Raw genomic sequence first — 13,232 nt, 5'->3', positions numbered from 1 at the left:
TGACAGTGACCGTCGCCGAACGTGAGGGTGCAGATCGTTCCTGTCGTACCCTGCCGACTTGGAGACCGATATGAGACGCGCGCGATCCGCCGTCATCGCCGCACTGGTCTGCCTGCCCCTGGTGCCCGCCACCGCGCACGCGGACCCGCCCGCCCCCGTCTTCGTCGACGGGCAGGCACAGCCCGTGTTCAGCCCGACCGACGTCGTCCGCGAGTCGCTGTGGGTGACCGCGCCCGTGGACAGCGACCGCAACGGGCACGACGACAAGGTCTACGTCGAGGTCGTCCGCCCGCGCGCGACCGAGGCCGGTATGAAGGTGCCGGTCGTCTACCAGGCCAGTCCCTACTACTCCGGCGGCAACGACGTCCCCAACCACAACGTCGACGTCGAGCTGTACGTGCCGGGCAAGCCGCGTCCGCACGCCGGTCGCGGCGAGATCGTCTCGGCCGTCGGGCCGAGCCCGGCGATCACGTGGCGCTACGAGCAGTACTTCACCGCGCGCGGGTTCGCCGTGGTGTACGCAGAGTCGCTGGGCACCGGCAAGTCCACCGGGTGTCCCACGACGGGGGGCCGCAACGAGACCATCGGCGCGCGCTCCGTCGTGGACTGGCTCAACGGCCGCGCGGAAGGGGCGGACGCGAGCGGCGCCGCCGTCTCCGCCGAATGGAGCACGGGCAAAGTCGGCATGATGGGCGTGTCGTACAACGGCACCCTGCCCAACGCCGTCGCCTCCACGGGCGTGGAGGGGCTGGAGACGATCGTGCCCATCGCGGCCATCTCCAACTGGTACGACTACTACCGCTCCGACGGCGCCGTCGTCGCCGCGGGCGGCTTCCAGGGAGAGGACGCGGACGTGCTCGCCGAGTACGTCTACACGCGGGAGGACCGCGACGTCTGCCGTCCGGTCATCGAGGAGCTGCTGGCCGAGCAGGACCGCGTGACCGGCGACTACAGCCACTTCTGGGACGAGCGCAACTACCTCAACGACGTGCACAAGGTCGAGGCGTCCGTCCTGGCCGTGCACGGGCTCAACGACTGGAACGTGAAGACGCGCCAGGTCGTGCAGTGGTACGAGCTGCTCAAGCGCCACGGCGTCGAGCACCGCATCTGGCTGCACCAGTTCGGCCACTCCGACCCGTACAACGTCAACCGCGACGCGTGGCTGGTGCTGCTGAACCGGTGGATGTCGCACTACCTGTACGACGTCGACAACGGCGTGGAGAGGGAGAACAAGTCCACGATCCAGCGCGAGGACCGCACGTGGGCCGAGGAGGCCGAGTGGCCCGCGCCGGGGACGCGCCCGGTGACCGTGCACCCGACCGCGGGCGGCGACACCACCGGTGGGCTGGCGGTGCGCAGGGGCAAGGGCCGCGAGACGGTGGTCGACGACGCGACCAAGCGTGCCGAGGACCTCGCCGCCGCGGCGACGTCCCCGCACCGGCTGTCCTACGCGACCGGGGCGCTGGCCACCGACCTGCGGATCAGCGGGACCGTCCGGGCGGACCTGCGGCTGTCGTTCAGCCGCCCGGCGGCGAACGTGACCGCGCTGCTGGTCGACCGGGCGCCCGACGGCTCGGTCAAGGTCGTCACGCGCGGCTGGGCCGACCCGCAGAACCGGCACTCGGAATGGCGGACGTCGCCGGTCAAGCCCGGCCACGCTTACAACATCCGGGTGAACTTCATGCCCGACGACTACGTCTTCCGCGCCGGACACAGCCTCGGCGTCGTTGTCCTGTCCAGCGACCACGACTACACGCTGCGGCCCAGGCCAGGCGCGGAATTCACCGTCGACCTCGGGCGCAGCGCCGTCACGCTGCCGGTCGTCGGCGGCCGCTCGGCGCTGCACGACGCCCTCGGTTAACCCACTGTTGGAAATCTGCCCACCGTCGGATTGCTTGGAAGGTCTTCCACAAACCGGGTCCTCCGTGGTCGGATCGGCTGTCTTCGCGAGTTATCGGAGGTGGCTGATGAGCAGACTGTTATCCATCGCGGGCGCCGTCGTCCTGACGGCGGCGTTCCTCCTCACCGGGGCGAACGTCGCCGCGGCGGCGCCCGCGTTCCAGTTGCCCTTCCCCTGCGGGCAGGTGTGGTCCGGGCAGACCCGGACCAACCACAGCCCCGCCAACGCCATCGATTTCAACCGCACCAACGACGACGGCGACCCGGTCGTGGCCAGCGCGGGCGGGCGGGTGAGCCGGGTGGAGAACACCGGGGCCACCAGCTACGGCCGCTGGATCGAGATCGACCACGGCAACGGCTGGCGCAGCAGGTATGCCCACCTGTCCAGCCAGCGCGTCTCGGTCGGCCAGTCGGTCACCCGCGGCCAGACGATCGGCAACGTCGGCTCGACCGGCGGGTCGAGCGGCCCCCACCTGCACTTCGAGCAGCGGCTCAACGGCGTGGCGCAGAAGATCGTCTTCAACGGCGTGCAGGCGTACTACTGGGGGACGAAGAACTACACGAGCCAGAACTGTTCCGGCGGCGGCAACCCGTACACGCCCGAAGAGGTCTGCGGCAGCGGCTACTCGGTGATCGACTCGGCCGCGCTGGGGACGGCGGGGCGCGTGTACCTGTTGTACAAGTCGGGCTACAACTGCGTGGCCACGATCAAGCACGTGTCGGTCGGATCGCCCTCGCCGGTGTCGGCCTTCCTCGAGGTGCAGGGCGGGACGCGGACGACGGATTCCGGCTCGTTCTCCTACTACGCGGGGCCGGTGGTCAAGTCGGCCGCCAGCAAGTGCGTGAAGTGGGGCGGCTCGGTGGGGTCGGCGTCCTACGCCAGTCCGTTCGAGCACTGCGGCTGAACAGGATACGGATCGGCCCGGTGCGCCGGGCCGATCCTTCCACAGGGGACGGTTATCCACAGGCGGCCGGGTTCCCCTGACGCGCTTGGGATCCGGGCGGCCACAGTGGAAGCATGACGACAGCACTCGACCCGACCCTTCCCCTCGACGACGGCGGCGAGCTGGTGGCCGCGATCCCGCACCTGCTGGGCTTCCACCCCACCGACTCCCTCGTCCTGATCACCATGGTCGACGCCGGTATCGGCGCGATACTGCGCATCGACCTGCCACCGCAGCGCTATCGCGCCCAAGTCGCCGACCACCTGGCGGCCCTGTCCGCGTCCCACGGCGCGGAACGCGCGGTGGCGGTCGTGGTGGGCGGCTCGGGTAGTCCCCCGGACCTGCTGCCCCACCGCCCCCTGGTCACCGAACTCCGCCGGGCCTTCCGCAAGGTGGAGATCCCGGTCGACCACATCGTCTGGGTCCCGGAGATCGAACGCGGCCTGCAGTGGTGCTGCTACAACCACCGCGGCTGCGGCGGCACGGTCCCCGACCCCGACACCTCCGCCCTGGGCGTCGGCATGCTCGTCCGCGGCGCGGTGAAGTACGCCAGCCGGGAGGCCCTGGCGGCCACCCTCACCCCGGATCCCCCCGAAGTCCTGGAACGCCGCGAACTCCTGATCGACGCACGATCAGGCTCCCTCCCGGACAAGTCCGTAGTGGACAAAGCCCTGGACATCTTCGAGGTCGAGCCGGACGAGGACCCCATCGCCCACTACGACGACATCGTCCTCGACATGTACCACGTCCACGCCCCACCGGCGACCGACCTTCCCCAACTGGACGAGGACACACTGGTAGACCTCGCAACGGCCCTGTACGACACCGAAACCCGAGGCCACTGCCAACTGATCGCCGTGACTCCCCGCGCCGCAGCAGGCGAACGCCTGTGGACCTACCTGACCCGCGCCCTCCCCGCCCCCGACCGAGCCGAACCCGCATGCCTCCTCGCGGTCTCGGCCTACCTCCGCGGCAACGGCTCCCTAGCCCGAGTCGCCTTGGACGTAGCCCTGCAAGCCTGCCCCGGCCACACCCTCGCAGGCCTCCTCACAGCCGCCTTGGACGGAGCCATGACCCCACTGGAACTACGCAACATCCTCTTGAAGGCAGGTGATGCCTAGGAAACGCGCGACCACCCGGGCGAGGCGCAAGGCCAAACGCCAGCCGCCGCCAAAGCCAACCGCAACCGGCCGCCCACCCAGGCCCATTCACCAGGGCCCGCCCACCCGGGGCCCGAGCAACCCGGCTCGCCGAACCCGGCTCGCCGAACCCGGGCAACCCAACCTTGGACAGCCCACACCCGGTTTGCCGAACCCGGGTCCGCTGGACTTGGACGTGGGGATCACGTCGTCTTTGGTCGAGGTCAGCCACACCCGGTCTGCCGGACCCGGTCTACCGGACCCGGTCTGCCGGACTCGGTTTGCCGGACTCGGTTTGCCGGACTCGGTCTGCCGGACCTGGTCTGACGAAACCCGGCCTGCTCGACGGTCTGCCGGACTCAGGCTGTCGACACCGAGCTGCCGGACCCGGCCCGGCCAAACCCGGGCAGTCCAACCTTGCCGCCCGACCAGGGCAGCGGGGCCTGGGTCGGCCCAGCCTCGACCATGCCAGCCTCGGTCCACTTAGGCACGATCCGGTTCGGCCTTGCGGGTTGAATCTGTTGGTTCGTCCGCGCGGGCTAGGACCTGCCGGTCGTTCCCGGAGCGACCGGTCGGCTCGTCGCACCCCGTTGCAGCCAGTGCGGAGTGTGGTGGTCGCTGGCTTCACCGTCGGTGGCACCTCGGGCGTCGGTCGCTGTGGCCGTTGCTCGGCTGTGTGGGTCGGCGGGTTCCCTTCGCCTCCACCACCATCAGGCCATCACCCCGACCGGGTCCGATCGGCCACGCGAGTGGCTAGGCCAGGTGGGTCTGGGTGAACTCCCACGCGTCGGTGATGATTTGGGGGAGGGCGGTGCGTTCGGGTTTCCAGCCTAGGTGGGTGGTTGCGGCGGCTGAGGAGGCCACCAGCACTGCTGGGTCACCGGGCCTGCGGGGGGCGAACTCGGTCGGGATCGGGTGGCCGGTGATCTCGCGGCAGGTCTGGACGACCTCGCGGTTGGAGAAGCCGGTGCCGCTGCCGAGGTTGAAGATGCGGTGGCTGCCCGTCTCGGCGTGCTCCAGGGCGAGTTGGTGGGCGTCGGCGAGGTCCACCACGTGGATGTAGTCGCGCACGCAGGTGCCGTCGGCGGTGGGGTAGTCGTCGCCGTAGATCGAGAGCTTCTCGCGCTTGCCGGAGGCGACCTGCAGCACGATCGGGATGAGGTGGGTCTCGGTGGTGTGGCGCTCGCCGTAGCGGCCGTACGCGCCCGCGACGTTGAAGTAGCGCAGGCTGACCGCGGCCAGGCCGTGGGCGGCGGCGTAGGAGGTGATCGCGTGGTCGATCGCCAGCTTCGTGGCGCCGTAGGTGTTCGTGGGGCGGGTCGGGGCGGTCTCGGGGATCGGGACCGCGTCCGGCTCGCCGTAGGTGGCGGCCGTGGAGGAGAAGACGAGCCGTGGGGTGCCCGCCGCCCGCATGGCGTCCAGCAACTTCAGGGAGGTGACCACGTTGCCCGACCAGTACTTCGCCGGGTCCTGCATCGACTCGCCGACGAGGGACTTGGCGGCGAAGTGCAGCACGCCGTCGAAGCCCTCGGCGAGCAGCGCCGGGGCCGCGTCGGCGATGTCGGCGCGCACGAACCGGGCGCCGTCGGGGACCGCGTCCTCGTGGCCGGTCGACAGGTCGTCGACCACCACGACCTCGTGGCCCGCCTCGACCAGGCGCGCGGCGCAGACGCTGCCGACGTATCCGGCGCCGCCGGTCACGAGCAACTTCACGGTGGGTCTCGCCTTCCTAGTAGTCGCGGCCCGCGCCAGCGGCGGGGGCCGCGGTGAACAAGCGGGGCTCGGTCAGCGACCGCCTCGCGTACGCCGTCCGCACGGCCGCGCGCACGTCCGCGACCCGGTCCGCGTGGACGAGCGCGATGGCCGAGCCGCCGAAGCCGCCGCCGGTCATCCTCGCACCGAGGGCGCCCGCCTCGAGCGCCGCGTCCACCGCGACGTCCAGCTCCAGGCAGGACACGCGGTAGTCGTCGCGGAGGCTGGTGTGCGACGCGGTCAGGTGCGGGCCGATCCGCCCGAGCCCGCCCGCGCGCAGCAGGGCGACGGTGTCCAGCACGCGCTGGTTCTCGGTGATCACGTGCCGTGCCTGGGGGACCAGGTCGTCGGGCAGCCGGTCGAGGTCGGCCAGGGCCGCGTCGCGCAGGGCGGGGACGCCCAGCGCGGCGGCGGCGCGTTCGCAGGCGGCGCGGCGCTCGCCGTAGGCGGAGTCGGCCAGGGAGTGCTTGGCCCGGGTGTCGACCACGAGCACCGCCAGACCGGCCGCGGCGGCGTCGAAGGGCACCTGCTCGCCCGCGCCGGAGCGCACGTCGAGGAACAGCGCGTGCCCGGCGACGCAGCGCAGCGACGCGGTCTGGTCGAGCAGGCCGGTCGGCGCGCCGACGAAGTCGTTCTCCGAGCGCTGCACCCAGCGGGCGACCTCGTCCAGGGTGGGGCCGTCGTTGGCGCCGGGGGCGCGGTCGGCCATGCCGAGCAGCGCCAGCGCGACCGCGCATTGCAGGGCGTGCGAGGAGGACAGGCCCGCACCGGTCGGCACGTCGCCCGCGATCACCAGGTTCGCGCCGCCGAGGACGCCCTCGCCGCGCAGCGACCAGGCGACGCCGCTGGGGAACGCGGCCCACCCGCTCACCCGGCCCGGTTCGAGGTCGGCCACGGCGACCGGCTCGGCGGCGCGCGGCACGCCGTCGTCGCCGACGGTGGTGACGGCGAGCACGCCGTCGGCGCGCGGGGCGGCCGCGACGGCGCAGCGGAACGGCAGCGCGAACGGCAGGACGTAGCCGTCGTTGTAGTCGGTGTGCTCGCCGATGAGGTTCACCCGCCCGGGCGCGGACCACACGCCGTGCGGGTCGCGGCCGTGGCGGTGGCGGAACGCGGTGGCAGCGCGGTCTGCCTGGGTGGCGCTGACGCCATCCAGGTCGGCGGCGCGACTCACCTCGGCAGCGCCAGCACGGCGTGCAGGACGGCGGGGGAGAAGCTGCCGCCCACGCCCACGTCGCCGGTGACCTCGATGCTGGTCGTGTCGCCCCGGGTCGCGCCGACGCTGACCGTGTGGCCCGGGATGATGCCCGCGCGCTTGAGGTCGGACATCAGCTCGGAGTCGGGCTGGATGTGCTCGGCGATGCGGCGCACCTCGACCCGGCCGCCGCCGCGGCGGGCGACCTCGTCGATGCGCATGAGCCCCGCCTCCACCGGCGGGGCGGGGTCGCCCTCGCCCAGCTCGTCGAGGCCGGGGATCGGGTTGCCGTACGGGGACGTGGTGGGGTGGCCGAGCAGCTTGACCAGCTTGCGCTCGACGGCCTCGCTCATCACGTGCTCCCAGCGGCACGCCTCGGCGTGGACCTGCTCCCACTCCAGGCCGATCACGTCGACCAGCAGGCGCTCGGCCAGGCGGTGCTTGCGCATGACCGCGATGGCGAGGGACCGGCCGTGGTCGGTGAGCTCCAGGTGCCGGTCACCGGCGACGATGACCAGACCGTCACGCTCCATGCGGCCCACCGTCTGGCTGACCGTCGGGCCGCTCTGGCCCAGGCGTTCGGCGATGCGGGCACGCAGGGGGACGACGCCCTCCTCTTCCAGCTCGTAGATGGTCCGGAGGTACATCTCGGTGGTGTCGATGAGCTCGTTCACGGCCGCGTTCCCCTTCGTCCCCTTACATCTTAATCGTTGACAGAACCGACCCGGCCCCGGCTCGGGCAGGATGGTGCGCGTGAGCGCACCCCTGGTGACCCCGGCCGAACTCGTGTCCCTGCTGGACGGTCCACTGGCACCCGTCCTGCTCGATGTGCGCTGGCGGCTGGGCGGGCCGCCCGGTCGCCCGGAGTACCTGGCTGGCCACCTGCCCGGGGCGGCCTACCTCGATCTGGACACCGAACTGGCCGCCCCGCCCGGGCCCGGCGGCCGCCACCCGCTGCCCGAGCCCGCGGTGCTCGAACGCGCGCTGCGGGCCGCGGGCGTGCGCGCTGACCACCCGGTCGTCGTCTACGACACCGACAATGCCATGGCGGCGGCCCGCGCGTGGTGGCTGCTGCGCTGGGCGGGCCACGACCGGGTCGCCGTCCTCGACGGCGGCTACGCGGCGTGGACCGCCGCCGGACTCCCCGTCAGCGTGGGCGAGGAGAGCCCGGAGCCCGGCGACCTGACCGTCCGCCCCGGCGGCATGCCCGTGCTCGACGCCGACGAGGCCGCCGCGCTGGCCCGCGACGGCGTCCTGCTGGACGCCCGCGCCCCCGAGCGCTACCGGGGCGACGTCGAGCCGATCGATCCGCGCGCGGGCCACATCCCGGGCGCGCTCAACGCGCCCTTCGCCGCGAACACCGACCCGGACGGCCGCTGGCGCCCGCCCGCCGAACTGGCCGAGCGGTACACCGCGCTGGGAGTGACAGCGGGCACGCCCGTCGGGGCGTACTGCGGCTCCGGTGTCTCGGCCGCGTCGGTCGTCCTGGCCCTGGAGGCGGCGGGAATCACCAGCCCGACGGCGCCTGCCGCGCTCTACGCGGGTTCCTGGTCGCACTGGTGCGTCGACCCCGACCGCCCGGTCGCCACCGGGTCCGAGCCGTAGCGACGGACGCGGACTAGAGCCGCGAAGGCTCCAGCGCGGCGAGCAGTCGCGCGCGGGCGGCCGCCTCGTCGGCGTCGCGCGCCGGGTGCCACGGGCAGGCGATGTCGACGGCGACCACGCGGCCGGTGTCCAGCACCCGCCGCACCGCGCGCACGACCCGGTCGCCGGACGGGCCGCCGGGGGCCGGGAACTTCATGCCGGTCAGCTCGTCGGCGTCGACCACGTCGAGGTCCACGTGCAGCACGAGCGGGCCGTCCGGGAGCACGTCCTGGGCGACGTCGTCGACCTCGACGCGGGTGACGCCGCCCGTGCGCAGGAAGTCCGCCTCGGCGGGGTCGAGGTCGCGGGCGTCGACCAGGAGCGCGCGCTCCTCGGCCAGCGGCAGCAGGCCCAGCGGCGCGGTGACCGCTTCGGCGCCCATGGCCAGGCGCAGGGCCATGCCGCCCAGGTAGCCCGAGGTCGAGCTGCTCATCGTGTGCAGGTCGCCGTGCGCGTCGAACCAGACGACCGCGGGGTCCAGCCCGGCGCGCTGCGTGCCCGCGAGGGTGCCGAGCGCGACCAGGCAGTCGCCGGAGACGACGGTCGGGACGCCGCCGGAGCCGATGCGCCCGGCCACCGTGTCCGCCACCGCGGAGTGCAGCGCGACCAGTCGGGGCCAGAGCTCGCCGTCGGGCAGGTCCGGCGCGACCGTCTCGCCGGTGACGGGGAGGCTGTCGGCGGGCAGGCGTTCGTCGTGGTGGAACGGCACGATGATCGGGGTCACGAGGCCAGCGTAGGAGCCGATCGCCGGTCAGGGCCTATGGTTTTCCCATGGGTGACCGCGCCGCCGTTGTCTGGGACTCCGCTCTGCTCGGCTACGACCTGGGCGGCGATCACCCGTTCAACCCCATCCGCCTGGAACTCACCATGCGGCTGGCGCGCTCCCTCGGCCTGCTGGACGACGTCACCACGCTGGCGCCCGAGCCCGCCGACGACCCGGACCTGGCCCGCGCGCACGACATGCCCTACGTCGACGCCGTCCGCCAGGCCCCCACCGTCGGGTGGGACGTCGGGCACGGGCTCGGCACCCCCGACAACCCGGTGTTCGACCGGATGCACGCCGCGTCCGCGCTCGTCGTCGGCGGGACGCTGCTCGCCGCGCGGGTGATCGCCGAGGGGACCGCCGACCGCGCCGTCAGCATCGCGGGCGGCCTCCACCACGCCATGCGCGACCACGCGGCCGGGTTCTGCGTCTACAACGACTGCTCCGTCGCCATCTCCTGGTTGCTGGACAACGGCTTCGAGCGCATCGCCTACATCGATGTCGACGTGCACCACGGCGACGGCGTGCAGGCCGCCTTCTACGACGACCCGCGCGTGCTCACCGTGTCCCTGCACCAGCACCCGGCGACGCTGTGGCCGGGCACCGGCTCGGTCACCGAGCTGGGCGCGGGCGCCGCGCAGGGGACGTCGGTCAACATCCCGCTGCCGCCGGGCACCCGGGACCCGGCCTGGCAGCGGGCCTTCCACGCCGTCGTGCCGTCCCTGCTCGGCGCGTTCCGGCCGCAGGTGCTGGTCACCCAGTGCGGAGTGGACACCCACGCCGAGGACCCGCTGGCGGACCTGTCGCTGTCCGTCGACGGCCACCGCGCCACCTACCTGGCGCTGCGCGACCTCGCCGAGCGGTACGCGGGCGGCAAGTGGCTGGCCACCGGCGGCGGGGGCTACCAGCTGCTGCGCGTCGTCCCCCGGTCGTGGACCCATCTGATCGCCGCCGTCCTCGACCGCGACGTCGACCCCGGCACGCGCGTGCCCACGGAGTGGCTGACCACGGTGCGCAAGGTCGCCCCGCGCGCTGACCTCCCGCTCACCATGTCCGACGGCGCCGACGCGACCTTCGACGCGTGGAGCGGGGGCATGAGCGACCCGGTGGACGCGGTGATCCGCGACGTCCGGCACGCGATCTTCCCCCTGCACGGCCTCGACCCGGACGACCCGCGCGACTGAGGAGGTGCCCGTGGACCCGTTCGACTACCCGCGCCGCTGGGAAGCCGATGTGGTGCTGTCCGACGGCGGCACCGTGCACCTGCGCCCCATCGTGCCCACCGACGCCGAGGCGCTGCGCGCCTTCCACGGGCGGCTCTCCGAGCGCACCCGCTACTTCCGCTACTTCGGCCCGTACCCGCGCATCCCCGACAAGGACCTGCGCCGCTTCAGCACGGTCGACCACCACGACCGGGTCGCGTTCATCGCCCTGCTCGGCGACGACATCATCGCCGTCGGCCGCTACGAGCGGCTCAACGGCCAGGACTCCGCCGAGGTCGCCTTCGTCGTCGAGGACGCCCACCAGGGCCGGGGGCTCGGCTCGATCCTGCTGGAGCACCTCGCCGCCGCGGCGCGCGAGCGCGGGCTGGCCAAGTTCGAGGCCGAGGTGCTGGCCGAGAACGCCCAGATGGTGCGGGTGTTCCGGGACGCGGGCTACCAGGTCAGCCGGGAGTTCGACGAGGGCGTGCTGCACCTGGAGTTCGCCATCGACCCGACCGAGGCCGCCGTCGCCGTGGCCAGGGCGCGCGAGCAGGCCGCGGAGGCGCGCAGCGTCCACAACCTGCTGCACCCGAGGTCGGTCGCGGTGATCGGCGCGTCGACCGACCCGACCAAGATCGGGTACGCGGTGTTCTCCAACCTGCTGGCCGCCGACTTCGCCGGTCCGGTGTTCCCGGTCAACGCCGAGCACCCGTCCGTGCGCGGCGTGCGGGCCTATCCGTCGGTGCTCGACATCCCCGACCCGGTGGACCTCGCCGTCGTCGCCATCCCGGCGTCGGGGGTGGACGAGGTGCTGGACGCCTGCCTGGCCAAGGGCGTGACGAACCTCGTCGTGGTGACGTCGGGTTTCGGCGAGACCGGCCCGGACGGACGCGGCGCCGAGCGCAGGATGGTGGGGGCGGCCCGCGCGCACGGCATGCGCGTGGTCGGCCCGAACGCCCTCGGCGTGGTCAACCTCGACCCGACCGTCCGTCTCAACGCGACACTCGCGCCCACGCTGCCCGGCCCCGGCCGCACCGGCTTCTTCTGCCAGTCCGGCGCGCTGGGCACCGCGATCCTCGCCGACGCCGCCGCGCGCGGGCTGGGCCTGTCGACCTTCGTCAGCGCGGGCAACCGGGCCGACGTGTCCGGCAACGACCTGCTGCAATACTGGGAGACCGACGCCAACACCGACGTCGTGCTGCTGTACCTGGAGTCCTTCGGCAACCCGCGCAAGTTCGCCCGGCTGGCCCGGCGGCTCGGGCGGCGCAAGCCGATCGTGGCGGTCAAGTCCGGCCGCAACACCGTGCTGCCCGCGCTGGCGGCGACCGGCGTCGCGGTGGACGAGGCGAGCGTGCAGGCGCTGTTCGAGCAGGCGGGCGTCATCCGGGTCGAGTCGATCGCGCAGCTGTTCGACACGGCCCTGCTGCTGGCCCACCAGCCGCTTCCCGCTGGCGAGCGGGTGGCGGTCGTCGGCAACTCCTCGGCCATCGGCGTGCTGGCCGCCGACGCCGCGCTCGCCCAGGGGCTGACCCTGGCCGACGACCCGGTCGACGTCGGCGCGCAGGCCGGGCCGGACGTCTTCGCCGACGCCGTGGCCCGCACGCTGCGCCGCCCGGACGTCGACGCGCTGGTCGTGGTCTTCGTGCCGCCGCTGACGATCCCCGGCACGGCCTACGCCCGGGCGCTGCGCGAGGCCGCGGCCGAGGTCGAGGAGACCAAGCCGATCGTGTCGACGTTCCTGGCCGCCGAGGGCATCCCGGCGTCGCTGGCCGTGCCCGGCCCGGACGGCGCGCCCGGCAAGGGCTCCATCCCGAGCTATCCCAGCCCGGAGCGGGCCGTGCTGGCGCTGGCCCGGGCGACGAACTACGCGCGCTGGCGCTCGACACCGCGCGGCCACCTCGTGCGGCCCGAGGGCCTCGACCAGCCCGCGGCGGCGTCCATCGTCACCGCCGCCCTGTCGGCGTCGGACGGGGCGGAGGTGGAGCTGGCCGACGCCCAGGTGATCGCCCTGCTGGCGGCGTACGGCATCCCGGTCATGCCGTTCCGGGTCGTCGCCGACGCCTCCTCGGCCGTCGCCGCGGCGGCCGCGCTGGGGCTTCCGGTGGTGATGAAGACGGCGAGCAGGCAGTTCCGCAGGCGCAGCGACCTCGTCGGCGTCCGGCTCGACCTGACCACAGAGGACGGCATCCGCAACGCGTACGCCGAACTCCGGCAGGTGTCCGGTGTGGACGAGGTGTACGTGCAGCGCATGGCGCCCAAGGGGATCTCCTGCACCATCGGGCTGCAGGACGACCCGTCGTTCGGCACCCTGGTGTCCTTCGGCCTCGCCGGTCTCATCAGCGACCTGCTCGGCGACCGCGCCTACCGCGCCCTCCCGCTCACCGACACCGACGCCGAGGCCATCGTCCGCGCGCCCAAGGCCGCCCCGCTGCTGGCGGGGTACGGCGGCGGGGAGCCCGCCGACCTGGCCGCCCTGTCCGACCTCGTGCTGCGGGTGGCCGCGCTGGCCGAGGACGTCCCCGAGGTCCGCGAGCTCGCCCTCGAGCCGGTGCTGGCCTCCTCGGCAGGCGCGTTCGTGACCGGCGGCCGGGTCACCGTCGGCCCGCCGCCGTCCCGGCACGACACCGGTCCCCGCAGGCTGCGCGCCCCTGGCGAGTAGGCCCTGGCCTGCTGACTTCGCTAGTTGTAGTCTGA

10 protein-coding genes are annotated in these 13,232 nt (G+C 73.2%); 6 read left to right on the top strand and 4 right to left on the bottom strand.

The genetic code is table 11. From position 1 onward, the window contains the following. The first annotated feature begins 70 nt into the window (after window positions 1–70). The 3 genes from IEY98_RS26065 (at window position 71) to IEY98_RS26055 (ending at window position 3,964) form a co-directional block, all read left to right on the top strand. Window positions 71–1,861 (top strand): Xaa-Pro dipeptidyl-peptidase, encoded by a 1,791-nt coding sequence (locus IEY98_RS26065; protein WP_189213255.1) that lies wholly within the window; start codon window positions 71–73, stop codon window positions 1,859–1,861. A 106-nt stretch (window positions 1,862–1,967) separates the two neighbouring features. Beyond that, window positions 1,968–2,804, top strand: a complete 837-nt coding sequence (locus IEY98_RS26060) for a M23 family metallopeptidase (RefSeq protein WP_189213254.1) — start codon at window positions 1,968–1,970, stop codon at window positions 2,802–2,804. Between the two features lie 113 nt (window positions 2,805–2,917). Further along, a complete protein-coding gene (locus IEY98_RS26055) occupies window positions 2,918–3,964 on the top strand; it encodes a DUF4192 domain-containing protein (RefSeq protein WP_189213253.1) in 1,047 nt (348 codons plus the stop codon). A 771-nt stretch (window positions 3,965–4,735) separates the two neighbouring features. On the opposite strand, the gene galE is transcribed toward IEY98_RS26055, so the two are convergent. Genes galE through IEY98_RS26040 form a run of 3 tightly spaced genes read right to left on the bottom strand, consistent with a single transcriptional unit; the run spans window position 4,736 to window position 7,603 of the window. Further along, on the bottom strand, window positions 4,736–5,695 hold the full coding sequence (gene galE / locus IEY98_RS26050) for a UDP-glucose 4-epimerase GalE (protein WP_189213252.1): 960 nt from the start codon (window positions 5,693–5,695) through the stop codon (window positions 4,736–4,738). Between the two features lie 16 nt (window positions 5,696–5,711). After that, the gene (gene galK, locus IEY98_RS26045; RefSeq protein ID WP_229787467.1) at window positions 5,712–6,908 is read right to left on the bottom strand and encodes a galactokinase; all 1,197 of its coding nucleotides are present in this window, start codon (window positions 6,906–6,908) and stop codon (window positions 5,712–5,714) included. Then, complete coding sequence (locus tag IEY98_RS26040; RefSeq protein WP_189213251.1) at window positions 6,905–7,603, bottom strand: iron-dependent transcriptional repressor DtxR; 699 nt, start codon at window positions 7,601–7,603, stop codon at window positions 6,905–6,907. Before IEY98_RS26040 ends, galK begins: the two co-directional genes overlap by 4 nt. Before the next feature lie 79 nt (window positions 7,604–7,682). On the opposite strand from IEY98_RS26040, the gene IEY98_RS26035 reads away from it, so the two are divergent. Then, window positions 7,683–8,534 carry a sulfurtransferase gene (locus tag IEY98_RS26035; protein WP_229787465.1) on the top strand — a complete coding sequence of 284 codons (852 nt, stop codon included), beginning with the start codon at window positions 7,683–7,685 and terminating at the stop codon, window positions 8,532–8,534. A gap of 13 nt (window positions 8,535–8,547) precedes the next feature. On the opposite strand, the gene IEY98_RS26030 is transcribed toward IEY98_RS26035, so the two are convergent. Next, on the bottom strand, window positions 8,548–9,297 hold the full coding sequence (locus tag IEY98_RS26030) for an arginase family protein (RefSeq protein ID WP_229787463.1): 750 nt from the start codon (window positions 9,295–9,297) through the stop codon (window positions 8,548–8,550). Window positions 9,298–9,344: 47 nt separating this feature from the next. Between IEY98_RS26030 and IEY98_RS26025 the strand changes: the two genes are divergently transcribed. Further along, entirely contained in the window at window positions 9,345–10,520 is a 1,176-nt protein-coding gene (locus tag IEY98_RS26025; RefSeq protein ID WP_189213249.1) for an acetoin utilization protein AcuC, read from the top strand. A 10-nt stretch (window positions 10,521–10,530) separates the two neighbouring features. After that, a complete protein-coding gene (locus tag IEY98_RS26020) occupies window positions 10,531–13,197 on the top strand; it encodes a bifunctional acetate--CoA ligase family protein/GNAT family N-acetyltransferase (RefSeq protein ID WP_189213248.1) in 2,667 nt (888 codons plus the stop codon). Window positions 13,198–13,232 lie beyond the last annotated feature (35 nt).

Origin of the sequence: Actinokineospora fastidiosa, assembly GCF_014648415.1 — a bacterium.
Classification (GTDB): domain Bacteria; phylum Actinomycetota; class Actinomycetes; order Mycobacteriales; family Pseudonocardiaceae; genus Actinokineospora; species Actinokineospora fastidiosa.
Note: the sequence above shows the minus strand (reverse complement) of the source record. Positions and strands in the feature narration are given on the sequence as shown.

Coding starts and splice junctions, on each gene's coding strand:
- IEY98_RS26060 (WP_189213254.1), top strand. CDS start 1,968: ATGAGCAGACTGTTATCCATCGCGGGCGCCGTCGTCCTGACGGCGGCG.
- IEY98_RS26055 (WP_189213253.1), top strand. CDS start 2,918: ATGACGACAGCACTCGACCCGACCCTTCCCCTCGACGACGGCGGCGAG.
- IEY98_RS26065 (WP_189213255.1), top strand. CDS start 71: ATGAGACGCGCGCGATCCGCCGTCATCGCCGCACTGGTCTGCCTGCCC.
- IEY98_RS26025 (WP_189213249.1), top strand. CDS start 9,345: ATGGGTGACCGCGCCGCCGTTGTCTGGGACTCCGCTCTGCTCGGCTAC.